This is a genomic window from Gordonia sp. (in: high G+C Gram-positive bacteria), from assembly GCF_047602025.1.
Classification (GTDB): Bacteria; Actinomycetota; Actinomycetes; order Mycobacteriales; family Mycobacteriaceae; genus Gordonia.
The window spans coordinates 1,019,918-1,043,071 of sequence record NZ_JASGII010000001.1 but is presented as its reverse complement, the minus strand read 5'-3'; the positions used below and the strand labels follow the sequence as shown (position 1 = coordinate 1,043,071).

Here is a 23,154-nt window from a genome sequence, read left to right as displayed (position 1 = left end):
GGGGCTACTCGGCGGCGAGCCGGGCCTGCTTGTCCGCCTCGACGAGCGCGTCGAGCAACGCGTCCATGTCGCCGGCCAGGACCGAGTCGAGGTTGTTGGCCTTGTAGCCGATGCGGTGGTCGGCGATCCGGTTCTCCGGGAAGTTGTAGGTGCGGATGCGCTCGGAGCGGTCGACCGTGCGGATCTGCGCGGCGCGCCCCTCGGCCGCGGCGGCTGCGGCCTCCTCCTCGGCCTGGGCCTGCAGTCGAGCGGCGAGCACCTGCATGGCGCGCGCCTTGTTCTGCAGCTGGGAGCGCTCGTTCTGGCAGGTGACGACGATGCCGGTGGGCAGGTGCGTCAGACGCACGGCCGAGTCGGTGGTGTTGACGCCCTGGCCGCCCTTGCCCGAGCTGCGGTACACGTCGACGCGCAGGTCCTTGTCGTCGATCGCGACTTCCTCGACCTCGTCGGGCTCGGGGTAGATCAGCACGCCGGCGGCCGAGGTGTGGATGCGCCCCTGCGACTCGGTGACCGGCACGCGCTGCACGCGGTGCACGCCGCCCTCGAACTTGAGCCGCGACCACACGCCGTCGCGGGTGGCCTGCGGGGCGCGGATCGAGAGCGTCGCCTCCTTGTAGCCGCCGAGGTCGGATTCGGTGACGCCGAGGATCTGCGCCTTCCACCCGTGGCGCTCGCAGTACTTCAGGTACATGCGCACCAGGTCGGCGGCGAACAGCGCCGACTCCTCGCCGCCCGCGCCGGGGCGGACCTCCAGCACGACGTCGTCGGCGTCGTGCGGATCGCGCGGGGCCAGCAGATCGGTCAGCGCGGCGTCGAGCTGCGCGACCTGCTCGGTGAGCGCCGGGATCTCGTCGGCGAAGGAGGGGTCGTCGGCGGCGAGCTCGGTCGCGGCCGCGAGGTCGTCGCGGGCCGAGGCGAGCTTCTGGTACGTCGACATCACCGGGCCGAGCTCGGCGAAGCGCTTGGCGACGCGGCGCGCGTTGGCGGCATCGTCGTGCAGCGACGGGTCGGAGAGCTGGGTCTCCAGGCCCGCGTACTCGGCGAGGATGTCGTCGATCGCCGACGGTTGCTCGGTGGCCATGGCTGCCTGCCTCCCTCTCGTGACTACTTCTGAGAACACCAACGGCGCCCGAGCGCGTGCCGAAGCACGCACCGGGCGCCGTGGGGAAAGCTAGTTGTCGGCGGTGGCCTTCTTGTCGCGCTTGCCGTAGCGCTTCTCGAAGCGGGCGACGCGGCCGCCGGTGTCGAGGATCTTCTGCTTGCCGGTGTAGAACGGGTGGCACTGCGAGCAGACCTCGACGTTGATGCGCCCGTCCTTCTTGGTGCTGCGGGTCTCGAACGTGTTGCCGCAACCGCACACGACCGTGGTGGCCACGTACTCCGGGTGGATGTCCTTCTTCATGGTGTCCCTTTCGTGGTCGCCGGGTCACCCGTGCGAGTGGGCGCGGGTGTGAACCGGAACCGGACTTGATTCGACGATCCAGTATGCCACGGGCACGGGCCTGCTCCGAAATCGCCGAAGGCACCCGATACATTGGAACGATGGACCTGCTCGCCTCTCCCCCGACCCCCGAAGCCCCGCTGACCGGCGAGCAGAAGGCGTGGCTCGCAGGCTATCTGGCGGGGCTGAAGGCGCGCCCGGACCTCACCGCACCGGCGGCCGGCGAACAACTGCTGGTCCTCTACGGCACGCAGTCGGGCAACGCCGAGTGGGTGGCGGTCCAGGCCCAGCGCCTCGCGGCCAACCGCGGCCTGATCAGCCGGGTCGCCGACATGGAGGAGATCAGCCTCGCCGACCTGCCCGCCGCGGGCAAGATCCTCGTCGTCGTGTCCACCTACGGCGAGGGCGACGCCCCCGACGACACCGAGGACCTGTGGCGGGCCGTGGCGTCGGGCGACGCGCCCCGGCTCGACGGCGTGCAGTACGCCGTCTGCGGCCTCGGCGACTCCGGCTACGACGGCTTCTGCCAGACCGCGGTCAACCTCGACGGCCGCTTCGCCGAGCTCGGCGCGACCCGTGTGGTCCCCCGCGCCGAGTGCGACGCCAACTTCCAGCAGACCGTCGACGACTGGCTGCCCCGCGCCCTCGACGCCCTCGCCGGCATCGAGCCGGTCGTCGAGCCGCCCAAGCCGAGGGTCGAGGAGAAGCCCAAGAAGAAGGCGGCGTGGAGCCGGCGCAACCCCTACCCCGCGACTATCGTGGCCAACACCGTGCTGTCGGCGCCGGGATCGGCGAAAGAGGTCCGCCACATCGAGATCTCCCTCGGCGACAGCGGCATCGAGTACGAGCCCGGCGACGGCCTGTCGGTGATGCCGGTGAACGACCCGGCGGTCGTCGAGCTCATCATCGAGCGCCTGGGCGCCACTGGCGACGAGGTCATCACCGACCGCCGCAGCGAGCGCACGCTGCGCGAATCGCTCACCAGCCACTACGAGATCTCGACGGCGTCGAAGTACCTGGTCGATTACGTCGCCTCCCGCAGCGGCGACGCCGAGCTGACCCACCTGTCCGAGACCGGCGACCGCGAGGCCCTCGAGGCCTGGTTGTGGGGCCGCGACGTGCTCGACGTGCTGAACGTCGACCCGTCGCTCACCATCACCCCCGAGGAGCTCCTCGGCGAGCTGCGGCCGCTCGGCCCGCGCTCCTACTCGATCGCGTCGTCGCCCCGCGTGCACGACGGAGCCGTGCATCTCACCATGGCGGCCGTGCGCTATCGCTCCTTCGACCGCGACCACGGCGGTTGTGCGAGCACGTACCTGGCCGACCGGCGCGCGGTCGGCGACGAGGTCGGCGTCTACATCACGCCGAACCGTTCGTTCCGACTGCCGGCCGACGACGTGCCGATCATCATGATCGGCCCGGGCACGGGTATCGCACCGTTCCGGTCCTTCCTGCACGAGCGTGCCGCGCGCGGCGCCACCGGCGACAACTGGCTCTTCTTCGGCGATCAGCGCCGCGAGTTCGACTTCGCCTATGCCGACGAGATCGGGGGCTTCGTCGACGACGGGCTGCTCACCCGCCTGGACCTCGCCTTCTCGCGCGACCAGGAGCACAAGGACTACGTCCAGCACCGGATGGCCGAGAACGGCGCCGAGCTGTACGCCTGGCTCGAGCGCGGCGCCCTGGTCTACGTGTGCGGCGATGCCGCCCGCATGGCCAAGGACGTCGACGAGTCGCTGCACGAGATCGTCGCCGAGCACGGCGGATTCGACGCGGGCGGTGCCGCCCACTACGTCGACGAGCTCAAGACGCACAAGCGCTACCTGCGCGACGTGTACTGAGCATCCCGCTGAAGCTACTCGCGAGTAGTAGGGTGCCCTACCATCAATTAGGGTTGGCTAAGCTACGCTAGTCGGATGGAACTCACCGCCATCCCCGACGAGGAGCTGCTGAGCCCGCAGCAGCGGGCCTGGCTGGCCGGCTATCGCGCCGGACGCGTCGGCGATCCGCCGACCCCGCCGGCCGACGACGACTTCCCGCTGGTCGTCGAACCCGACGACGCGCCGACCACCACCGGCCCGGGCCCCCTGCTGGTCCTCTACGGCACCCAGAGCGGCAACGCCGAGTGGATCGCCTGCCAGGCGCAGGAGAAGGCCGACGAGCTCGGCTTCGAGACCACCCTCGCCGACATGGGCGAGGCCACCATCGACCAGATCGCGGCCGCCGGCAAGCTCCTGTTCGTCGTCGCCACCTACGGCGAGGGCGACATGCCCGACGACGCCGAGGACCTCTGGCAGGAGATCGCCGGCAACGACGCGCCGCGCCTGGAGGGCGCCCACTTCGCCGTCTGCGGACTCGGCGACTCGATCTACGACGGCTTCTGCCAGGCGGCCAAGAACGTCGACGCCCGCCTCGCCGAACTCGGCGCCACCCGGGTCGTCGACCGCGTCGACTGCGACGTCGACTTCCAGAAGCCGGTCGACGCCTGGCTGCCCGACGCGCTCGCCGCACTCGGGGCCGCCGGCGGCGCCGCGCCGGTCGAGGCGCCGGTCGTCGAGGAGGCGGTCGACGAGGACGTCGCGCCCGCGGCGGAGAGCGCACCGGCGCCGTGGGGCCGCAAGAACCCCTACCCTGCGACGATCGTGGCCAACACCGTGCTGTCCGGCCCGGCGTCGGCGAAGGAGGTCCGCCACGTCGTGGTGTCCCTCGGCGACAGCGGCATCGAGTACGAGCCCGGCGACGGTCTGTCGATGTACGCGCCGAACGACGACGCCCTCGTCGACCTGGTGCTGCGGCGGCTGGGCGCCACCGGCGACGAGACCATCACCGACCGCAAGAGCGAGCGCACGCTGCGCGACGCCCTCACCAACGGCTACGAGCTGACGACGCCGTCGAAGTACCTGGTCGACTACATCGCCTCGCGCAGCGGCGACCCCGAACTGACCCACCTGACGGCCACCGGCGACCACGACTCGCTCGACGCCTGGTTGTGGGACCGCGACGTCGTCGACGTGCTCAACGTCGACCCGTCGCTCACCATCACCCCCGACGAGTTGCTCGGCGCGCTGCAGCCGCTCACCCCGCGGGTGTACTCGATCTCCTCATCCCCGCGGGTGCACGCCGGCGAGGTGCACCTGACCGTGGCGACGGTGCGCTACCGCTCGTTGGACCGTGATCGCGGCGGCGTCTGCTCGACGTACCTGGCCGACCGCTGCCGGATCGGCGACCGCGTCGAGGTCTACCTCACCCCGAACAAGTCCTTCCGCCTGCCCGCCGACGACGCGCCGGTCGTCATGATCGGCCCGGGCACCGGCGTGGCGCCGTTCCGCTCCTTCCTGCACGAGCGCGCGGCCCGCGGCGCCACCGGCGACAACTGGCTGTTCTTCGGCGACCAGCACCGCGAGTCGGACTTCCTCTACGCCGACGAGTTCGCCGATCTCGCCGAGCGCGGCGTCCTCGACCGCCTGGACGTGGCGTTCTCCCGCGACCAGGAGCACAAGGACTACGTGCAGCACCGGATGCGCGAGCAGGGCGCCGACCTCTACGACTGGTTGCGGCGCGGCGCGTACGTGTACGTGTGCGGCGACGCGATCCGCATGGCCCACGACGTCGACGAGGCCCTGCACGACGTCATCGCCAAGGAGGGCGGCATGGACGCCGAGGGCGCCAAGCACTACGTCGACGAGTTGAAGCAGTCCAAGCGCTATCTGAGGGATGTGTACTGATGCCCGAACCCCGCAAGACCGACGACACCACCCGCTGCGGCTGCGCGAACCCGCGGTGCCCCGGGGCGGGCGCCGGCGGCGCGATCAGCGACCTCGACCGACTGCTCGCCGCACCCGACTTCACCTCCACCTTCGTCACCCGACCGGTCGACGCGGTGCTCGGCGACCTGCCCACGCTCGACCAGGTCGTCGGCGTCACGGCGGCCGGACCGGTGATCGCCAACGACCTCGGCGTCCACCACCCGCCGTCGCGGGCGGGCGATCCGCTGCGGATCCCGAGTGCCGGCATCTCGCTGCGGGTGAACCCCGAGCTGCTCGGCACCGTCCTGGTCACCGATCCGACGCCGCAGGTCCCGCCGACGCTGCGCTTCTTCGACCGGGCCGGCAACGCGGCACACGTGACCTACCTGGTCGACGGCTCGGACCGGTTGGCGTTCGAGTCGATCGGGCTGACGCTGTCCGGCGACGTCGAGCTGCACGAGGATGCCGCCGACGACCGGCCGGCGGCCGCTCCCCCGGAGAGCGCGGAGGATCCGCTGGAGGTCGATCAGTTGGGGCTGTTGGACGCCGTCCTGGCCGACAGCGGCCGCGGCCGACTGGCCGCCCTCGTCGGGCAGGCCGCCCACGTCGGCGAGCGGCGCGCCGGGTTCCACCGGGTGCCGCCGCGCTCGGTCATCGACGCGCTGACCCACGCGGCGTCGCTGACCATGCCGCTGACGACGTGCATCTCGTCGTCGGGGATCTTGCAGCTGCGCCACGACCGGCTGCACGCGGTCAAGGAGCACCACGGCTCGATGGTGCTGGCCTCGCAGGCGGCGCGGACGATGATCAACTTCACCGCCGTCGCGCAGTGCTGGGTGACGCGCGCCGAGGGCGCGTGGGGGCCGACCGGCGCAATCGAGCTCTACGACCGCCGTGGGCGGTGCTGCTTCGTCGCGACGCAGACCGGCCCGGTCGACGAGTCGACCCGGGACGGCTGGGCCGCGCTGATCAGCGACCTGGTCGATTCCCGCCGCTGAACGATCGAACTCGCCCGGACCGGCCGCGCAGGACGATCACCGCGGCGAGCACAACGCAGGCGGCCAGCTGATAGAGCGCGAACGCCGACGACGCGATCGACCAGCGGGACAGCGTGAACAGTGTGATGGTGGCGGCTGCGGCGATCGCCACGAAGAAGCCCGCGTCCTCCGACCCCGGATCCCGCCAGGCCTTGACCGCGGTGGGGACCAGCGCGAGAGCGTCGGCCGCGATGGAGAGCAGTATCGCGGTGACCGGCGAGCCGACGGTGAGCCACCCCACCAACGCGGCCGCGGCGAGTGCCGCGCAGACCTGATCGAGGCGCGTGCAGCGCGCGTAGAAGCGTCTGGTGGCCAGCGCGGTGGCAACGACGACCGCCGGGCCGAGCCCGGCCATCAGGGTCAGTGCGGCCGGCAGCCCGACGCCGTCAGAGACCTGCGCCGCGAAGGCCAGGGTGGGCACCGTCGCCCAAATGCCCCAGGTGACCAGGTTCGGCCGCGAGTGGCCGGTGGCCGTCGTCCAGGCGTAGCGCAGGCAACCGAGCAGCGCGAGCACACATGCGGGCAGCATCCAGCCCGTCGAGATCATGGTTCCCTCACCCCGGCCAACTCGGCGACCGGCCGGACGCGATCAACAGCGCATCTGCGCCCCTGCCGTGCGGCTCGGCCGGCGGGGGCGCGTAGTGCTCGCCGTCCACGTCGGCGGCGGCGAGCGAGGTCACCACCGCCAATGCGTCCGGGACCAACGCCGGCGGCATGGTGTAGTCGACACCGGCCCCGCGGGCGATGTCCCAGGTGTGGACGAGAACGTCGGCGGCGTTGATGGCAGCGGCTCGGTCGGCCGGGAAGTCGCCGAACGGCAGGCGGCAGATTCGACGCAGGTCGACGTCGGTCCACGCGGCGCGGCTCGCCGCCACGACGGCGTCGAGTGCGATGCGGCGATCAACGATCGGGACTCGTCGGCCACGCGGCGCATCGGTTCGGCCCGCGGCAAAGCGCGTGAACTTGTCGGTGACCGCCAGGACGTGGTCGAGCACATCGCCGACCGACCACGCGGGGCACGGGGTCGGCGCGTCCCAGTCGTCGCCGACGGCGGAGACGAGGCGCACCAGGTCCGTCAGCGCCTCATCGAGCGCGACGACGGAGTCCATCCGGCCGCGAGAGGCTAGTCGTCCTCGCCGGCGGCGCCCGGTGTGTTCTTCTGCACCTGCATGAGGAACTCGACGTTGTTCTTCGTCTTCTTCAGCTGGCTGATCAGCAGGTCGATGGCCTGGTGGCTGTCGAGCCCGGACAGGACGCGGCGCAGCTTGTGGACGATCGAGAACTCCTCCGGGGACAGCAGCAGCTCGTCCTTGCGGGTGCTCGACAGGTTGACGTCGACGGCCGGGAAGACGCGGCGCTCGGCGATCTTGCGGTCGAGCTTGAGCTCGGCGTTGCCGGTGCCCTTGAACTCCTCGAAGATGACGGTGTCACCGGTCGACCCGGTCTCCACCAGCGCCGAGGCGATGATCGTCAGCGAGCCGCCGTTCTCGATGTTGCGCGCCGCGCCCAGGAACCGCTTGGGCGGGTAGAGCGCGGTCGAGTCGACACCACCGGAGAGGATGCGGCCCGACGCCGGCGAGGCGTTGTTGTACGCGCGGCCCAGGCGGGTGATCGAGTCCAGCAGCACGACGACGTCCTTGCCCTGCTCCACGAGGCGCTTGGCGCGCTCGATGGCCAGCTCGGAAACGCTGGTGTGGTCCGACGGCGGGCGGTCGAAGGTCGAGGCGATGACCTCGCCCTTCACCGAGCGCTGCATGTCGGTGACCTCTTCCGGGCGCTCGTCGACCAGGACCACCATCAGGTGGCACTCGGGGTTATTGGTCGCGATCGCGTTGGCGATGTCCTGCAGGATCGTCGTCTTGCCGGCCTTCGGCGGCGAGACGATCAGGGCGCGCTGCCCCTTGCCGATCGGCATGATCAGGTCGATCACCCGGGTGTCGAGGCGCTCGGTGGTCGTCTCCAGGCGCAGCCGCTGGTTCGGGTAGAGCGGGGTGAGCTTGTTGAAGTCGGGACGCTTCTTCGACGACTCCGGATCGGTGCCGTTGACGGTGTCCAGGCGGACCAGCGGGTTGAACTTCTGCCGATTGCTCTGGTTGCCGCCGCCCTGCTGCTGCTCGCCCTCCGGGCGGACCTTCACCGCACCGGTGATGGCGTCGCCGCGGCGCAGGCCGTAGCGGCGCACGAGGTTCATCGACACGTAGACGTCGTTGGGCCCGGCCAGGTAGCCGGACGTCCGCACGAAGGCGTAGTTGTCGAGGACGTCGAGGATGCCGGCGACCGGTGCGACGACGTCGTCCTCGGTCAGCTGCGGCTCGGCGTCACGATCGCGGCCGCCGCGGCGGTTGCGCTCGCGGAACCGGCGGTTGCGGCGGTTGCGGCCACCGCCCTCGCCGTCGTCGTCGCGGTTGCGGTTCTGGTTGCCCTGGCCGCCGCCCTGGTTGTTGTTGTTGTTCTGCTCTTTGTTGCCGTTGCCGTTGCTATTGCCGCCTGCCTCGCCGCCCTCGCGGTTGCGATTGCGGTTGCGGTTGCGGTTCTGGCCGTCGCCCTGCGCATCGGCGTCCGACCCGGCGTCGGCCTTCGACTCGGCAGCGTCGTCGTTGCCCTCGGCCTTCGGCGCGGCGGAGCCCTTCGACCCGCCCTGGCGCTCCTTGATCGCGCTGATCAAGTCGCCCTTGCGCATGCCGGAGGCACCCTTGATGCCCAGGCCCGCGGCCAGCGAGCGCAACTCGGGCAGCACCATGCCGGACAGGCCGCCGGCGGCGGGAGCCGAGCCGTTGTCGCCCACCGGCGGTGCGGCAGCCGGCTCGGCGGAGGGGGTGTCAACCGGGGCCGGGGCGGCCGCCGGTGCAGTGGTGAGATCCGTTTCGGTCACGGAAGTCCTTTCGTTCCCTCGCCGCGATGCGCGAGGGGCGGGGTGAATCCCCGGTGTGGGAAATCAATGGGTCTGCTGGCGGCGGAAGTCACAAGCCGTTGCCCGGGATCAGAACCGGAGATTCGGGGGACGTCCGCAAACGGCGATTCACGATCGCTCAGCGAGACACGACAATGATACCGCGACCCTATGACCGGGGCAACACCGGCGGGCTCGCGCGCGCCGTCAGCCCACGTCGGCGGCCGTGGGGCCGTCGCTGATCGTGGTCTCGACCATCGTGAAGCCGGCGCGGTCGGCGAGCTCGGCGGGGATGTCGGCGGTGTGCAGCACCAGCACGGTCGGACCGGCGCCGGAGATCATCGCGGCGAAGCCGGCGGCCCGCAGCTCGGCGACCAGGTCGGCCGACGGGCGCATCGTCTCGGCGCGGTAGCCCTGGTGGAGCCGGTCCTCGGTCGCGGCGAGCAGCAACTCCGGTTCCGAGGTCAGCGCGTGCACGACGAGGGCGGTGCGGCTGACGTTGAACACGGCGTCACAGCGCGGCACCGCATCCGGCAACAGACCGCGGGTGTGCGAGGTCGAGGACCGCTCGTGCGCGATGTAGGCGGTCGCCCGGATTCGCGGATCGACCGACAGCCGGCGCGCGGCATAGCGCGCGTCGGGCACGCCCGCGTTCTCCGTCCAGGTGATGACCGCCCCGCCGAGCACGCTGGCGGCCGCATTGTCGGGGTGGCCCTCGAACTCGGCGGCCAGTTGCACCAGGTCGTCGGTCGACAGCGTCGGGGCACCGACGCCCTCCGGTGCCGCGGCGAGCAGTCGCGCGGCGGCGAGCAGCCCGGCGACGACCGCCGAGGCCGACGATCCGACGCCGCGCGAGTGCGGAATGGCGTTGGTGCAGTCCAGCCGCAGGCCCGTCGCCGCGACGCCCGCGTGCTGCAGGCCGCGCAGCACCGCCCGCGCGACCAGGTGGGTCTCGTCGAGGGGCACCCCGTCGACGCCCTCACCGGTGACCGCGACGCGGACGCCGGGCTCAGCGGCGGTGGTGACGGCGACGTCGTCGTAGATCCCGAGCGCGAGGCCCAGGCAGTCGAAGCCGGGGCCCAGGTTGGCGCTGGAGGCCGGCACGCGCACGGCCACCTCGAGGCCGGGCGGGAGCAGCTTGGGCACGACGTCGGGCACCGGGTCAGCCCACGCCGAGGGCGTCGGCGACGGCGCCCGGGTCGACCGGGATCGCCTTGACGTCGGGCATGCCGAGCAGCGCGGTGTCCGGATCCTTGAGCCCGTTGCCGGTGACCGTGCAGACCACCGTCGAACCGGCCTCGATCCAGCCGTCCGCGCGGGCGGCCAGCAGGCCGGCGACCGAGGCGGCCGACGCCGGCTCGACGAACACGCCGTCCTTGCCGGCGACGAGGCGGTACGCCTCGAGCAGCTTCTCGTCGGTCGCGGCGCGGAACATGCCGCCGGACTCGTCCTTGGCGGCGACGGCCTGGTTCCAGCTGGCCGGCGAACCGATGCGGATCGCGGTGGCGATCGTCTCCGGGTCCTTGACCGGGGCGCCGTTCACCAGCGGGGCCGCCCCGGCGGCCTGGACGCCGAGCATCCGCGGCAGCGCGTCGATGATCCCGTCGCGGTCGTACTCGGTGTAGCCCTTCCAGTACGCGGTGATGTTGCCCGCGTTGCCGACCGGCAGCGCGTGCACGTCGGGCGCACGGCCCAGCACGTCGACGATCTCGAAGGCGGCGGTCTTCTGCCCCTCGATGCGGGCCGGGTTCACCGAGTTGACCAGTTCGATCTCGGGGAAGTCGGCGGTCACCTTGCGGGCGAGCTCCAGACAGTCGTCGAAGTTGCCCTGGACCTGGATGATCTTGGCGCCGTGCATGACCGCCTGGGCGAGCTTGCCCATCGCGATCTTGCCCTCCGGGATCAGCACCGCGCAGGTCATGCCCGCGCGCGTGGCGTACGCGGCGGCCGATGCCGACGTGTTCCCGGTAGACGCGCACAGCACGGCCTTCTTGCCGTTGTTCAGGGCGGTCGTCACCGCCATCGTCATGCCGCGGTCCTTGAAGGAGCCGGTCGGGTTGAGGCCCTCGACCTTCAGGTAGACCTCGCACCCGGTGATCTCGGACAGGTGTCCCGCCGAGACGAGCGGCGTCGCCCCCTCGAGCAGGGTCACGATCTCCCAGTCGGCCTGGACCGGCATCCGGTCGCGGTAGGCCTCGACGAGACCCGGCCAGGCCCGGTGCACTGCGTTTGCCTTACTCATCGGTTCCTTCCATCCGCAGCACCGAGGACACCGCGGTCACCGCTTCCATGTCTTCAAGGGCCTTGACCGTGCCGGCGAGTGCGCCGTCCGGGGCCCGGTGGGTGATGACGATCAGACGGGTTTGCACGCCGTCGCCCTCCTGGCGCACGGCGGCGATACTCACGCCATGCTTGGCGAACTCACCGGCGACTCCCTCGAGGACGCCCGGCCGGTCGGCGACCTTCATCGCCACGTAGTAGCGGGTCGGGACCTCCTCGATCGGCGCGACCGGCAGCGACGCGTACGTCGACTCCAGCGGTCCGCGGCCCGAGTGCACCTTGTTGCGGGCGGCCATCACGACGTCGCCCATGACGGCCGACGCCGTCGGCGCTCCCCCGGCGCCCTGGCCGTAGAACATCAGCCGGCCGGCGTTCTCCGCCTCGACGACGACGGCGTTGTAGGCGCCGTTGACCGTGGCGAGGGGGTGCGAGAGCGGGATGAGCGCCGGGTAGACGCGCGCGGAGATCCGCTCGGTGCCGTCGGCGTCGGTGATGCGCTCGCAGATCGACAGCAGCTTGATGGTGCAGTCGAACTTGGCGGCGCTGGCCAGGTCCTCGGCGGTGATCGCGCTGATGCCCTCGCGGTAGACGTCAGCCATGGTGACGCGGCTGTGGAAGGCGATCGACGCGAGGATCGCGGCCTTCGCGGCGGCGTCGAAGCCCTCGACGTCGGCGGTCGGATCGGCCTCGGCATACCCCAGCCGGCCCGCCTCGGCGAGCGTCGAGTCGTAGTCGGCGCCGGTCTCGGCCATCGCCGACAGGATGAAGTTGGTGGTGCCGTTGACGATGCCCGCGACGCGGTGGACGGTGTCGCCGGCCAACGACTGCATCAGCGGGCGGATGACCGGGATGGCGCCGGCGACCGCGGCCTCGAAGTACAGGTCGACGTGCGCCTTCGCCGCCGCGTCGGCCAACTCCCCGGTGTAGTCGGCGAGCAGCGCCTTGTTGGCGGTGACGACGGACTTGCCCTGCTCCAGCGCGGTGCGGATCAGCTCGCGCGGCGGCTCGATGCCGCCGACGACCTCGATGACGATGTCCACGTCGTCCCGGCCCACCAGGGCCGCGGCGTCGGTGGTGAGCAGGTCGGCGGGCACGCCGCGGTCGCGGTCGGCGTCGCGCACGGCGATGCCGCGGATGACCAGCGGGGCGCCGATGCGCTCGCGCAGGTCGTCGGCGTTGTCGGTGATGATCCGCACGACCTCGGTGCCCACGTTGCCCATGCCGAGCACCGCGACGCCGAGCTCGCGCGCTGGTTGTGCGGTCACTGGGGTACCTCCAAGCTCAACAGGTCGGCGACGGTCTCCCGGCGCAGGATCTCGCGCGACTGCCCGTCGGCCACCGCGACGACCGCCGGCCGCAGCACCATGTTGTAGCGCGACGACATCGGATAGCAGTACGCGCCGGTGGCGCCCACGATGAGCAGGTCGCCGGGCGCCAGGTCGCCGGGCAGCCAGCAGTCCCGGATCACGATATCGCCCGTCTCGCAGTGCTTGCCCACCACACGGCTCAGGACGCCGTCGGACGAAGAGACGCGCGACGCCAGCCGGGCGTCGTAGACCGCGCCGTAGAGCGGGCCGCGGATGTTGTCGCTCATGCCGCCGTCGACCGAGACATAACGGCGGGTGCCGCCGCCGTCGAGGGTCACGTCCTTGACGGTGCCGACGCGGTAGAGCGTCACTCCGGGCGGACCGGCGATCGCGCGGCCGGGTTCGACGGCGAGCTTCGGCGTCGGCAGACCGAGTTCGGCGGCCTCGCGGGCGACGATCGCGCCGAGGGCGTCGGCCAGGGTCGTGACCGGCAGCGGGTCGTCGGCCGGGAGGTAGGAGATGCCCAGTCCCCCGCCGAGGTCGATGATCGACAGCTGCTCGGCACGCTCGCGGCCGAACTCCTCGATGACGTCGCCGAGCAGGCCGATGACGCGCTGGGCGGCGACCTCGAAGCCGTCGAGTTCGAAGATCTGCGATCCGATGTGGCTGTGCAGGCCGACCAGGCGCAGGTGCTCGGCGGCGAACACCGCGCGCACGGCCTCCATCGCGTTGCCGCCGCTGATCGAGAAGCCGAACTTCTGGTCCTCGTGCGCGGTCGAGATGAACTCGTGGGTGTGCGCGTTCACGCCCGGGGTGACGCGGACCAGGACGTCGGCGGTCGTGCCGTGGCGCTCGGCGACGGCCTCGAGCCGCTCGATCTCGATGAGCGAGTCGACGACGATGTGCCCGACGCCGGCGCGGACGGCCGCGTCCAGCTCCTCCACACTCTTGTTGTTGCCGTGCAGGGCGATCCGCTCGGGCGGGAACCCGGCGTGCAGGGCGACGGCCAGCTCGCCGCCGGAGGCGGTGTCCAGACTCAGGCCCTCCTGCTCGACCCACTTGGCGATCTCGACGCTCAGGAACGCCTTCGACGCGTAGTGCACCGTGCCGTAGCGGCCGAAGGCCTCGCGCATCGCGGCGCAGCGGGCGCGGAAGTCCGCTTCGTCGAAGACGAACAGCGGGGTGCCGTGCCGATCGGCCAGCTCGTCGACGCGGACGCCCGCGATGGTGACGGTGCCGTCGTCGGCCCGGGCGATGCTGCTCGGGTAGACGTTGGCGGGCAGCTGGGCGACCTCGCTCGCGGGAACGGTCTCGGTCATCGGCTACATCCGTTCCGGGGCGGAGACGCCGACGAGGTCGAGGCCGTTGGCCAGGACCTGTCGGGTGGCGGCGCACAGCGCCAGGCGCGCTCGGTTCACGTCGGTGGGCTCCTCGTCGCCGATCGGCAACACGCGACACTGCGTGTAGAAGCGGTGGTACGCGGCGGCCAGGGTCTCCAGGTAGCGGCAGACGCGGTGCGGTTCGCGCAGCTCGGCCGCGGTGGCGACGACGTCGGGGAAGTCGCCGAGGGTGCGGATCAGATCGCCCTCGGCGGGCTCGGTGAGCAGCCCGACCGTCTCCGGGTCGGCCTGCAGGCCCAGGTCGACGGCGTTGCGCGCCAGCGCCGACAGGCGGGCGTGCGCGTACTGCACGTAGTACACCGGGTTCTCGTTGGACTGCTTGCGCAGCAGGTCCAGGTCGATGTCGATGTTGACGTCGACCGACGAGCGGATCAGCGAGTAGCGCGCGGCATCCACCCCGACGAGCTCGACGAGGTCGTCGAGCGTGACGACGGTGCCGGCGCGCTTGCTCATCTTGACCGGCTTCCCGTCTTGGACGAGGTTGACCATCTGGCCGATGAGCACCTCCACCGAGCGCGGCTCGTAGCCGAGTGCGCCGGCGGCGGCCTTGAGCCGCACGACGTAGCCGTGGTGGTCGGCGCCGAGCATGTAGATGAGGTGGTTGAAGCCGCGGTCGAACTTGTCCTTGAGGTAGGCGATGTCCCCGGCGATGTAGGCGGCGTCGCCGTCGCTCTTGAGCACGACGCGGTCCTTGTCGTCGCCGTAGTCGGTGGAGCGCAGCCACCACGCGCCGTCGGCCTCATAGAGGTTTCCGTTGCCCTTGAGCTCGGCGATGCACGCGTCGACGAGGCCGCGGTCGAACATCGAGTTCTCGTGGGTGTAGACGTCGAAGTCGGTGCCGAACTCGTGCAGGGTCGACTTGATGTGGTTGAACATCAGGTCGACGCCGCGCGAGCGGAACGTCTCGAGCCGCTCGGCGTCGGGCAGGTCGAGCAGGCCGGGCACCGCCGCGACGACCTGCCCGGCGATGTCGTCGATGTACTCCCCGGCGTAGCCGTCCTCGGGCGTCGGCAGCCCGCGCGCGGCGGCGTCGAGCGAGGCGGAGAAGCGGTCGATCTGGCGGCCGTGATCGTTGAAGTAGTACTCGCGGGTGACCTTGGCGCCGCGCGCGGACAGCACGCGGCCGAGTGCGTCGCCGACGGCCGCCCAGCGGGTGCCGCCGAGGTGGATCGGACCGGTCGGGTTGGCCGAGACAAACTCGAGGTTGACGACCGAATCGGCCAGGTCGTCGCCGTGGCCGTAGTCGCCGGCCCGATCGAGGATCGTCGGGATGACGCTGTTCTGGGCGTCGGCGGCCAGGCGGAGGTTGACGAACCCGGGACCGGCGATCTCGGCCTCGGCGATGCCGTCGGCGGCGGCGAATCCGTCGGCCAGCCACTGCGCGAGATCGCGCGGGTTGACGCCCAGCTTCTTGCCGATCTGCAGGGCGATGTTCGTCGCGTAATCACCGTGGTCGGGGTTGCGCGGACGCTCCACCGTGACCGTCTCCGGAAGGGCGTCGGCATCGAGGCCGCGCTCGGTCAGAACGGTCTGGCAGACGCCGCGCAGCAGCGCGGCGAGATCGGCGGGAGTCACGGGAGAACATTCTATGGAATCGGCCCTGCCCAGCGACATCGGGTAGTCGGCTAGCGTGGGCCCCATGGCGAATGACGCGACGACCCCCGCAGAATCCACATCCGACGACGACCCGCGGGCCGACGGCCGCCCCCGGTGGCTGACGACCGCGCTGGTCGCGATTGCCGCCCTGTTGATCGGCGCGGGCCTCGGCCTGGCCTTCGGCAACCGCGGCGATTCCGGCGCCGGCCACGACCACCACGCCGGCGCCGGACCCACCGCCATCGGGTTCTCCCAGGACATGATCGTGCACCACGAACAGGCCGTCGAGATGACCAAGATCGTCATCGCGAACGGGGTCGACCCGAAGGTCCGCGAGCTCGCCGTCGGCATGCTGTCGGATCAAGGCGCCGAGATCGGCCAGATGACCGGCTGGCTGCAGTCGTGGGGTGCGCCGCTGAAGAACCCGGGCGCCCCGATGTCGTGGATGAACCACGGTGACGACCACTGCGCCGACGGCCACGTCGACGAGCACTGCCCCGCCACCGGCGACGCCCACGCCGGGCACGGGGACCACGGCCACGAGGGCCACGGTCAGCAGGGCCACGACCACGGCGGCGCCCCGACGTCGGCCGCGGCACCCGCCGGCGACCAGCCGATCATGGCGGGGATGGCCACCGGCGCCGAGATGGACAAGTTCCGCAGCCTGCGCGGCGCGGCGTCCGACACCTACTTCCTGCAGCTGATGCTGCGCCACCACGAGGGCGGCCACCACATGACCGGGATGGCCATCGATCCCAAGAACGGGGCGCCGGAGTACGTCCGCGCCCTCGCCGAGCAGATGAACCAGGCCCAGACCGGCGAGGAGGCGACCATGAAGCAGTTGCTCGCCGAGCGGGGCGCCAAGCCGCTGGGCTGAGGGCGTCAGGCCGGGGCGACCGGCTCCTCGTCGCGGCCCGCCGTCTCGCGGGTGAACAACCACAGCACCGCGACGATCCCCGCGAGGACCGCCGTCAGCCAGAATGCGGCGCCGAAGCCGTAGCGGTCGGCGATGAAGCCGGCGATCACCGGGCCCGCGATGGTGCCGCCGTCCTGGGCCATCTGGTAGGTCGAGAGCGCGGTGCCGCCGCGTCCGCCGTAGAGGACGTCGGCGACGGTGGCCTGGATGACCGGTGCGATCAACCCGGTGCCCATCCCGGCGACGGCGGTGACGATGAGCGCGGCGGCCACGGTGTGGGTGAACGCCAGCGCCGCGGTCGAGGCGCCCAACACCAGCATCCCGGCGATCAGGAACGGTCGGCGGCCATAGCGGTCCGACGCCCGGCCGGCCGGGATCATCACCAGCACGTCCCCGGCGGCGTACGCGGCCAGGGCGAAGCCCGCCATCCGGACGTCGGAGCCGAGCGCGGACGGATCGCTGAAGAACAGGGGCAGCAGCGAGGTGCGCAACGCGAACAGCCAGCCGTAGGCGACCGCCGTCACCAGTGCGGCGCGGTAGGCGGGGTCGGCCCACGCCTGGCGCAGCGACGGGCCGGCCGCGTGCACGGTGACGTCGCCGACGAGCGTCGACCGGCGCAGCGCCACCCACACGACGGCCGTCGCGACCAGTAGCGCGACCGCGTAGACAACGAACGGCGCGCGCAACCCCAGGCCGACGACCCCGCCGCCGACCAGTGGGCCGACGATGCTGCCCAACACGAAGCTCGACGAGTACACGCCGGACACCCGGCCGCGGATCGCCGACGGTGAGATCCGGATGATCAGGCTCATCGCGGACACGGTGAACATCACCGATCCCACGCCGCCGAGCGCGCGCAGCACGAGCAGTTGCCAGTAGCCCTGCGCGAAGGCGCAGGCGAAGGTCGACGCCGCGACGATCAGCAGACCGGCGAGGTAGACCGGCCGCTCCCCCAGGCGCTTCACCAGTGGCCCGGTGGCCGGCGCGAAGACCAGTCGCATCAGCGCGAAGGCGCTCACGACCATGGTGGCGGCGGTGATCGAGACGTTGAAGCTGCGCGCGAACTCGGGCAATGCGGGCGCGACGACGCCGTAGCCGAGGGCGATGACGAAGGCGGCGGAGACCAGCACCCAGATGACGCCGGGTACGCGCTGGCGCGCTGGTGTGGGCGGTGCGGTCATGGTGCGCCTGCCTGGAACCTTTCAAACACAATAGGTGCACACCGGCCGGAGGCCGGCAGGAATGTAGCTGTGCGCCTGCCTGGAACCTTTTCAAACACAGTAGGTGCACACCGGCCGGAGGCCGGCAGGAATGTAGCTGTGCGCCTGCACGGCGCGCTTTCAAACCCAACACCTCAGTTCACCAAGCTGGTGGCCAAGGCCCCACCGCCTGCGACTGCGCGTCCAGCGCCCGTTCAGGCACCGATACCGGCCGTTGCCGAGCACCGGTTGCTGTCGGACGACGAGGTGAAACGCCTGGTTGCCGAGTACAAGTCCGGTGTGCGGATTGTCGAGCTGCCTCGCAAGTACAAGGTCCACCGAGCGACAGTCTCAGCACACCGTGACCGGAGCAGCGTGGACTCATCGAGGAGTACAGAGCCGGAGCTTCAACAGAAGCCCTCGGCCGCGAGTACAAGGTGGCGGGCAGCACGATCGCAACAAATCTCAGGCGGGCTGGCGTCGAACTTCGGCAGCAGCCCAGGTACCTCCGAGACAGGAAGGCTGATCTTAAATATACGTAAACCTTCAAATCCTTTTGATACAGTGGTTGCAGCGGAAGAGGTCCGCGACGGCATCAGCCGAATCGAATCGAGGAACAAACAATGTTGCACACGGTTGCAGAGGTCACTGACAAGCTCTACGCCGCCATCGAGGCCGGCAAGTACAAGGTGGGTGATGCCTTGCCGAGCCTGGATGATCTCAATCGCGAGTACTTCGGTGACGGCGCTGGCCCCAGACCTGGTCGCTCGGCGTATGCACCGCTGATCGCCGCTGGGATGGTCGAAGCACGACCCGGGAGAAATGGTGGTCACTTCCTTATAGCCGACAGTCCGGAGAGCGCTACGTCGGCCATGAATCCCACTGCCCGACTGATTGCCGAGGCAAAGTCAGCGATCGAGTCGCTCGAACAATTCCGCTGGCACATCGTCGAGTTCCAGGACATTACGACCGGCGACTTTTTCGGAGAGTCCCTCCACCCCAACCGGATCGCGGCGGAGCGATTTGCAGTTTCGATCCTCACCCGCCTCGGCGAACCCAAGGAGTTTGTCGAGCAGACCGTCAGCTACGCAGGCTGGACCTGTGCGGACACTCGCGGTACCGGGTACGGAATCCGAATCTATGCGACAACCATGGGCGGAGATACGCATGTAGACATCAGTGGCAGGCGGTGAAGGGAGCCCCCTTCGGGAGACAGGTCCAATCCCCGCTAGCGAACGGTTCGCGTCAGCTTCTCGAACGAGTCCAAGGTCAGACCTAGGAAGTGCTCGACAAAAGCCATCCGCTGACCAAGAGGGTCGTTCCTGATGTTCTGCGAGACGCCCCGTGCATGAGCGTCCTTGTACCAGTCACGCAGTTCCAGTTCCGACTTCGCACCGACCTCGATGTTCCCGTTTGCCAGGTACATTGCGTCGACCTCGGTGCGGCACCGGTACCACGCAACAATCAGGTCATCGTCTGGAAACGCAACAGCGGGTGTCCCCGATCGGTCGAGCGCCTCGGCGTGAACCACCCGGTGCCCCTCCGACTCAGCCACCCGTACCTGAAGTTCGGTAATCAGGGCGCCCATCTCCCAGGGCACTCGGTGCCGGTCTTGTCGGGCGAGGTCATGAATCCAAAGGAGGGCGTCACCGTCCGGCCCGTACTTGCCGTTGAACGGCTGCATCGTGCGAATCGCGGTGATCATCTCGTCACTGAATCCGTGGAGTGGCCGTGCACCCTTCGACAGGAGAAGTGCGTCGAACGAAGCCTCATCCCTACAGATTGGGAACTGGCGATCACCCTTACGGGTCGGAGGATCTTTGCTGGTCTCGTGGATTGCGAGCTGATAGAAGGCATGGTCAAGGACCGCACGGATCGAACCCAACCACTCACCGAAGATCGTCCCCAAGAACGGATCGGAGGTATATCGAATGACGACCTGCGCCTCCGTGCCCACAGACCTCGTCTCAAGTTGCAAGCCATACCGGTCGATTGACGTGCGGTGCAGATCGGCCATTTCATTCCGATGTATCGTCGCACGCGCGAGCCGCCGCCGGGCTTCCCCGAAGTCAGGAGCGATCTGGTCAGCCATCGCTTCTACAGCTGGCTCGCTGTCGCCGCGATGTGGCCAGCGAACACTGCTGCGAAGCGTTGAAGACTCGTCTCATTGCTCATCGCGCTGTACTCGCCTTGGCGACCACCCTCCCGGGTTGACGTGATGAGCGCTGTCTCGGTGTAGTGCTGTTCGAGAACCAGTCGTCGGCAGAGGTTCTCGTAACGCGCGAGGTAGGAGGTGTTCTTGAGCTCCGGAAACACGTTGAAGTGCGGTTCCGAGACTCGCACGGGTTTCCTGGATCCTGACGCGTCCTCAACATGAATCAGCCAGCCGACGAATGGTCGCGGTTGCTTACCGAGTGCACCTTCTCGGTAAGCCGTCCAGAGATCGACCGCCGAACCGATAGCCTCCTCGGTCCTGTTGTTGAAGTTGTTGCCGAACGACGGCCCGACCTGGCTCTTGAGCTCGATGGCCGCCACCAACACACCATCCTTCAAGACGAGGAGATCCCAGTCCTTCGTCGGCCGAAAGTAACCAGGCAACGTGTTCACGCCGCGCGTTTCATACAGCTCAGCGTCGGGAAGACCATTTGAGCTCACCAGATCCGCGATAAGACGTACGAACCCATCCATAGTCTTGCCATTCGTGACTCCGGCGCGCTCGCCTTGATCGACGACACCACGAGCCCGCTGGTCGTCGGCAGCTCGACCCCGTGTCTCCCAGAACAGCTGGACAGCACGCGCGGTGTCCTGGTCGAAGTCGCCAAGATCAATCGCCATCAGTTCTCCTTGTTGAGGAATGCCAGGGTGCCTGACTTCAGGGCGTAAATACGCTCTAGCAGGTCGGTGGTCAGCTTCTCGCCGGCTTCACCTGCGTGCATCATCTCTGACTGGTCAGCTTCGGCGATGGTGTCCCATTGTGGGACACGGATTCGCTTCAGGTTCTGAGCCTGAAAGCGCAGGTAGCCACCACCAATCTTCACGGAGTACGCCGCCACGAACAGATGAGCAATACCGCTCCTCAGGAGCGCCTGGAGTGCACGCAGATCCCACGTCGCCGAAGTGATGAAATACAGATTGTGATGTGGGTAGAGCGTCCCAGGATCGTACGCAATAGCGTCACCGTTGCCCTTGATGTCCGGGATCAGGAGCTTCGGTTCATGCGTCAGGCTCGGCGTGATCCTGTCGATGGTCTTGTACCACTTGCGCTCGACATCACCCTTGGCTGTGTGCCGGCGACCAAGTTGCTCCCGGAACTGGCCAAGGTACGCGGCCAAACGTGGGTACTCGGCAAGGTCAACGAGACCACCCTCATCGCGCCATGGATTGATGACACCCTTGCCAGTCCAGGTGAGCACACCGCCCGGCACGTCCTTGTTCGTGGCCAACGGGAGTTTGCGACCGTCTTCGACGTCTAGCTCATCAAGCGGCCCGATGAAGGCCTTGTCAGCGCCAGTCGCGACGCCAATCCCCACTCGGCAGCCAGCCTCAACCACGGTCGGGAACCGCGCCTCCAGGTCGTTGATGACTGCCACCCCAGCGTTTGTAGACAGCAGCCAGGGGGCAGCGCCTCGCACGGCTTCCAGATCACGCACATCCGGCAACAGGCCGGCATCACCTCGAAGGCTGCTCGCCAGGTTTTCGAGGTAGTCGGCCTCAGCACTAGCCGCGTGAACGACACGCGTCGGCGTCGAGTCTCTGCGCTCGATCACCGTGATCGACGGGTACGCACCGACCTGCACTTCAAATGCGTCGATTCCGTACATGTCGACGTAGTGCGTCAGTGCGAAGTCCTGGGCAATCTTCGCTCGGATTCCACGGCCGTAGTCGTTGCGAGTCCAGGCGTCGGCACAGATGAAGCTCAGCTTGCCGCGCTCAGCTAGCAGGTCGAGTGACTGTTCCATGAAGGCGATATACAGGTCAGCGCGACCCACCATCGTCGGGTACATCGATCGGTAGATCGTCAGCAGCTCGCCAGGGATGAGCTCCTGTCGGACGTATGGCGGATTGCCGATGACGAAATCGAACGCCATATGGTCGCCGTCGAGGAGGAAGTCTTCGTGCTGCAGCCAGGTAGAAGCCAACTCAGCCGCTGCGGGTTTCTCGATTCCATGATCAACGAGGTGCTGGACCAAGACACCGGTGAACTGCTCGAACGTGTCGGTGTCGAGCTCAACTGCCCGGACAGCGTCACTGAGCTCGCTGGCGTCCCTGCCACCATTTGCGCGCCAGGCCTCAAGTAAGCGATCCACAGCGCGAAGCACGAATCGCCCACCACCAAACGAAGGCTCCAGGAGTCGCAGGGTGTGAAGCGGCCGGTCAGCGGTGTACCCAACGAGGTCGAGCATGAAGTCGACGACTGCAGTGCGGGTGAAGATGGCACCGCGGGCTTTCTCTTCGTGACCGTAAGCTCGCTCGGCGATATCCAGCAGCGCGGCAGCCTGCACACCCGTGCTGTGATCGGGCAGCGTTGCCGTCACAGGCTCCACCGCCAGGTCTTACTCATGCCCACGACTCCACTTCAGGTCGAATTGATTCGGTAGCAACGCTACCGGCGACCTAGGACAGGATTAGTTCGCCGCGCCGTCGAGCTCGGCAAGCAGTGCACGAAGCGCCTCAGTCGGCACAGATACAGACAACTCCCCCAAGACGCCGAGTGAGGCAGGGGCGACGATCTCAACTGTTCGTTCGGTTGCGGTCAGTAGGGTCGTGGTGTCGGATGACGTGACATCTCGGCCACCGAGGTTCACGGAGCCGGTCGTGATCAGTTCTGCGATGGCCACACGACCTTCCTCAGCTTCTCATCCATACGACACAGCCCAGCGTGCCCACTGCGCTGATGATGAAGGCGAATGCAACCCACCGTGCACATTCGAGCACACCTGCCTCCTTCTCGGTGAGCTTTCGATCGACTGCGATTGACTGACGAAGCCGCTGCGCAACGGTGAAGCGGGCGAGACGACCTGGGTGGTCGAACCACTCCTCCGAGGCCATGTCTTTGACCGTCTTGATACTGGTGGCACTTCGGTTGGCACTCTTCACAGCCACATGAATGGCGATACCAAGTGCCACGAGACCGAGCGCAGCTGACGCAGCAACGGCGAACCATGCGCCAAGGTGGATCTGCGCTCCTCGAAGCCCCAACGATCCGAGTGTGACGCAGAGGCCAAGGGCTGCCAGCAGCGTTCTCGTGAGCGACTCAGCCCGGGACTGAATCATCATGAGCCGCGCCTCCTCGCCCGAGCGGACGTCGCGGAGGTGCTCGAGGTAGACCTGCCCTTTATCAG

General features: G+C 68.9%; 21 protein-coding genes. 5 read left to right on the top strand and 16 right to left on the bottom strand.

Annotation, left to right across the window (positions count from 1 at the left end):
• Positions 1 to 4: 4 nt before the first annotated feature.
• Both prfA and rpmE read right to left on the bottom strand, forming a co-directional pair.
• Positions 5 to 1,081 carry a peptide chain release factor 1 gene (gene prfA / locus QM728_RS05195; protein ID WP_415030982.1) on the bottom strand — a complete coding sequence of 359 codons (1,077 nt, stop codon included), beginning with the start codon at positions 1,079 to 1,081 and terminating at the stop codon, positions 5 to 7.
• A 90-nt stretch (positions 1,082 to 1,171) separates the two neighbouring features.
• Positions 1,172 to 1,402 (bottom strand): 50S ribosomal protein L31, encoded by a 231-nt coding sequence (gene rpmE, locus QM728_RS05190; protein WP_415030981.1) that lies wholly within the window; start codon positions 1,400 to 1,402, stop codon positions 1,172 to 1,174.
• Positions 1,403 to 1,542: 140 nt separating this feature from the next.
• Between rpmE and QM728_RS05185 the strand changes: the two genes are divergently transcribed.
• From QM728_RS05185 to QM728_RS05175, 3 genes are all read left to right on the top strand, one after another.
• Positions 1,543 to 3,282: a sulfite reductase subunit alpha gene (locus tag QM728_RS05185; protein ID WP_415030980.1), complete on the top strand. Its 1,740-nt coding sequence runs from the start codon at positions 1,543 to 1,545 to the stop codon at positions 3,280 to 3,282.
• Positions 3,283 to 3,357: 75 nt separating this feature from the next.
• The gene (locus QM728_RS05180; protein ID WP_415030979.1) at positions 3,358 to 5,166 is read left to right on the top strand and encodes a sulfite reductase subunit alpha; all 1,809 of its coding nucleotides are present in this window, start codon (positions 3,358 to 3,360) and stop codon (positions 5,164 to 5,166) included.
• Positions 5,166 to 6,185, top strand: coding sequence for a heme transporter (locus QM728_RS05175; RefSeq protein WP_415030978.1), 1,020 nt, complete (start codon positions 5,166 to 5,168; stop codon positions 6,183 to 6,185). The genes QM728_RS05180 and QM728_RS05175 overlap by 1 nt, the downstream gene beginning before the upstream one ends.
• Here the strand turns inward: QM728_RS05175 and QM728_RS05170 are convergent.
• From QM728_RS05170 to argS, 8 genes are all read right to left on the bottom strand, one after another.
• Positions 6,157 to 6,771 (bottom strand): hypothetical protein, encoded by a 615-nt coding sequence (locus QM728_RS05170; protein ID WP_415030977.1) that lies wholly within the window; start codon positions 6,769 to 6,771, stop codon positions 6,157 to 6,159. The genes QM728_RS05175 and QM728_RS05170 overlap by 29 nt on opposite strands.
• A 7-nt stretch (positions 6,772 to 6,778) precedes the next feature.
• Positions 6,779 to 7,333 (bottom strand): TIGR03086 family metal-binding protein, encoded by a 555-nt coding sequence (locus tag QM728_RS05165; RefSeq protein WP_415030976.1) that lies wholly within the window; start codon positions 7,331 to 7,333, stop codon positions 6,779 to 6,781.
• Positions 7,334 to 7,347: 14 nt separating this feature from the next.
• Positions 7,348 to 9,096, bottom strand: coding sequence for a transcription termination factor Rho (rho, locus tag QM728_RS05160; RefSeq protein ID WP_415030975.1), 1,749 nt, complete (start codon positions 9,094 to 9,096; stop codon positions 7,348 to 7,350).
• A 225-nt stretch (positions 9,097 to 9,321) separates the two neighbouring features.
• Positions 9,322 to 10,272: a homoserine kinase gene (thrB, locus tag QM728_RS05155; RefSeq protein ID WP_415030974.1), complete on the bottom strand. Its 951-nt coding sequence runs from the start codon at positions 10,270 to 10,272 to the stop codon at positions 9,322 to 9,324.
• A 4-nt stretch (positions 10,273 to 10,276) separates the two neighbouring features.
• Entirely contained in the window at positions 10,277 to 11,356 is a 1,080-nt protein-coding gene (gene thrC, locus QM728_RS05150) for a threonine synthase (protein ID WP_415030973.1), read from the bottom strand.
• Positions 11,349 to 12,659, bottom strand: coding sequence for a homoserine dehydrogenase (locus tag QM728_RS05145; protein WP_415030972.1), 1,311 nt, complete (start codon positions 12,657 to 12,659; stop codon positions 11,349 to 11,351). The genes thrC and QM728_RS05145 overlap by 8 nt, the downstream gene beginning before the upstream one ends.
• Positions 12,656 to 14,020 (bottom strand): diaminopimelate decarboxylase, encoded by a 1,365-nt coding sequence (lysA, locus tag QM728_RS05140; protein ID WP_415030971.1) that lies wholly within the window; start codon positions 14,018 to 14,020, stop codon positions 12,656 to 12,658. Before lysA ends, QM728_RS05145 begins: the two co-directional genes overlap by 4 nt.
• Positions 14,021 to 14,023: 3 nt before the next feature.
• The gene (argS, locus tag QM728_RS05135) at positions 14,024 to 15,676 is read right to left on the bottom strand and encodes an arginine--tRNA ligase (RefSeq protein WP_415030970.1); all 1,653 of its coding nucleotides are present in this window, start codon (positions 15,674 to 15,676) and stop codon (positions 14,024 to 14,026) included.
• Positions 15,677 to 15,740: 64 nt separating this feature from the next.
• Between argS and QM728_RS05130 the strand changes: the two genes are divergently transcribed.
• Complete coding sequence (locus QM728_RS05130) at positions 15,741 to 16,574, top strand: DUF305 domain-containing protein (RefSeq protein WP_415030969.1); 834 nt, start codon at positions 15,741 to 15,743, stop codon at positions 16,572 to 16,574.
• Positions 16,575 to 16,579: 5 nt separating this feature from the next.
• On the opposite strand, the gene QM728_RS05125 is transcribed toward QM728_RS05130, so the two are convergent.
• Complete coding sequence (locus QM728_RS05125; protein ID WP_415030968.1) at positions 16,580 to 17,794, bottom strand: MFS transporter; 1,215 nt, start codon at positions 17,792 to 17,794, stop codon at positions 16,580 to 16,582.
• A 641-nt stretch (positions 17,795 to 18,435) separates the two neighbouring features.
• On the opposite strand from QM728_RS05125, the gene QM728_RS05120 reads away from it, so the two are divergent.
• Complete coding sequence (locus QM728_RS05120) at positions 18,436 to 19,005, top strand: transcriptional regulator (RefSeq protein ID WP_415030967.1); 570 nt, start codon at positions 18,436 to 18,438, stop codon at positions 19,003 to 19,005.
• Positions 19,006 to 19,040: 35 nt separating this feature from the next.
• Here QM728_RS05120 and QM728_RS05115 read toward each other — a convergent pair whose 3' ends face one another.
• The 5 genes from QM728_RS05115 to QM728_RS05095 all read right to left on the bottom strand — a co-directional run bounded on the left by QM728_RS05115 (position 19,041) and on the right by QM728_RS05095 (position 23,089).
• A complete protein-coding gene (locus QM728_RS05115; RefSeq protein ID WP_415030966.1) occupies positions 19,041 to 19,904 on the bottom strand; it encodes a hypothetical protein in 864 nt (287 codons plus the stop codon).
• Between the two features lie 5 nt (positions 19,905 to 19,909).
• Complete coding sequence (locus QM728_RS05110) at positions 19,910 to 20,647, bottom strand: PaeR7I family type II restriction endonuclease (protein ID WP_415030965.1); 738 nt, start codon at positions 20,645 to 20,647, stop codon at positions 19,910 to 19,912.
• Positions 20,647 to 22,347, bottom strand: coding sequence for an Eco57I restriction-modification methylase domain-containing protein (locus QM728_RS05105; RefSeq protein ID WP_415030964.1), 1,701 nt, complete (start codon positions 22,345 to 22,347; stop codon positions 20,647 to 20,649). The genes QM728_RS05110 and QM728_RS05105 overlap by 1 nt, the downstream gene beginning before the upstream one ends.
• Positions 22,348 to 22,437: 90 nt before the next feature.
• Positions 22,438 to 22,650 carry a hypothetical protein gene (locus tag QM728_RS05100; RefSeq protein WP_415030963.1) on the bottom strand — a complete coding sequence of 71 codons (213 nt, stop codon included), beginning with the start codon at positions 22,648 to 22,650 and terminating at the stop codon, positions 22,438 to 22,440.
• A gap of 10 nt (positions 22,651 to 22,660) precedes the next feature.
• Positions 22,661 to 23,089 carry a hypothetical protein gene (locus QM728_RS05095; RefSeq protein WP_415030962.1) on the bottom strand — a complete coding sequence of 143 codons (429 nt, stop codon included), beginning with the start codon at positions 23,087 to 23,089 and terminating at the stop codon, positions 22,661 to 22,663.
• Positions 23,090 to 23,154: the final 65 nt, after the last annotated feature.

What these genes read in the sequence shown, in the direction of transcription:
- prfA (WP_415030982.1), bottom strand. Translation starts at nt 1,081, where the DNA reads ATGGCCACCGAGCAACCGTCGGCGATCGACGACATCCTCGCCGAGTAC.
- rpmE (WP_415030981.1), bottom strand. Translation starts at nt 1,402, where the DNA reads ATGAAGAAGGACATCCACCCGGAGTACGTGGCCACCACGGTCGTGTGC.
- QM728_RS05185 (WP_415030980.1), top strand. Translation starts at nt 1,543, where the DNA reads ATGGACCTGCTCGCCTCTCCCCCGACCCCCGAAGCCCCGCTGACCGGC.
- QM728_RS05180 (WP_415030979.1), top strand. Translation starts at nt 3,358, where the DNA reads ATGGAACTCACCGCCATCCCCGACGAGGAGCTGCTGAGCCCGCAGCAG.
- QM728_RS05175 (WP_415030978.1), top strand. Translation starts at nt 5,166, where the DNA reads ATGCCCGAACCCCGCAAGACCGACGACACCACCCGCTGCGGCTGCGCG.
- QM728_RS05170 (WP_415030977.1), bottom strand. Translation starts at nt 6,771, where the DNA reads ATGATCTCGACGGGCTGGATGCTGCCCGCATGTGTGCTCGCGCTGCTC.
- QM728_RS05165 (WP_415030976.1), bottom strand. Translation starts at nt 7,333, where the DNA reads ATGGACTCCGTCGTCGCGCTCGATGAGGCGCTGACGGACCTGGTGCGC.
- thrC (WP_415030973.1), bottom strand. Translation starts at nt 11,356, where the DNA reads ATGAGTAAGGCAAACGCAGTGCACCGGGCCTGGCCGGGTCTCGTCGAG.
- lysA (WP_415030971.1), bottom strand. Translation starts at nt 14,020, where the DNA reads ATGACCGAGACCGTTCCCGCGAGCGAGGTCGCCCAGCTGCCCGCCAAC.
- QM728_RS05130 (WP_415030969.1), top strand. Translation starts at nt 15,741, where the DNA reads ATGGCGAATGACGCGACGACCCCCGCAGAATCCACATCCGACGACGAC.
- QM728_RS05125 (WP_415030968.1), bottom strand. Translation starts at nt 17,794, where the DNA reads ATGACCGCACCGCCCACACCAGCGCGCCAGCGCGTACCCGGCGTCATC.
- QM728_RS05120 (WP_415030967.1), top strand. Translation starts at nt 18,436, where the DNA reads ATGTTGCACACGGTTGCAGAGGTCACTGACAAGCTCTACGCCGCCATC.
- QM728_RS05115 (WP_415030966.1), bottom strand. Translation starts at nt 19,904, where the DNA reads ATGGCTGACCAGATCGCTCCTGACTTCGGGGAAGCCCGGCGGCGGCTC.
- QM728_RS05110 (WP_415030965.1), bottom strand. Translation starts at nt 20,647, where the DNA reads ATGGCGATTGATCTTGGCGACTTCGACCAGGACACCGCGCGTGCTGTC.
- QM728_RS05095 (WP_415030962.1), bottom strand. Translation starts at nt 23,089, where the DNA reads ATGATGATTCAGTCCCGGGCTGAGTCGCTCACGAGAACGCTGCTGGCA.